This is a genomic window from Halalkalibacter lacteus, from assembly GCF_036663595.1.
Taxonomy (GTDB): domain Bacteria; phylum Bacillota; class Bacilli; order Bacillales; family Bacillaceae_D; genus Halalkalibacter; species Halalkalibacter lacteus.
On the sequence record NZ_JAWRVL010000289.1, the window covers coordinates 1 to 260 of the forward strand.

Consider the following 260-nt stretch of genomic DNA (forward strand, 5'->3'; position numbering starts at 1 on the left):
TCGGCGAGCTCACCGACAGTGGCATTGACATCATCGGTATCGGCAGCCACCCCTCGAAGGGGCTCCGTAAGGGCGTGGTCGTCAACATCGAGGCGACGGTGGCCAGCATCCGCCGCGCTATCGAAGAGGCGGAGCTCATGGCGGGCTGCGAGATCAGCCACGTCTACACGGGCATCGCCGGCGGCCACATCAAGGGCTTCAACAGCCAGGGCATCGTGGCGGTGAAGGAGAAGGAGATCCGCGAGAGCGACATCCAGCGC

General features: G+C 65.0%; 1 pseudogene. It reads left to right on the top strand.

The annotated features are described in order from the left end of the window. Positions 1-260, top strand: a pseudogene (locus tag SAZ04_RS22385) (cell division protein FtsA); the annotation flags it as partial.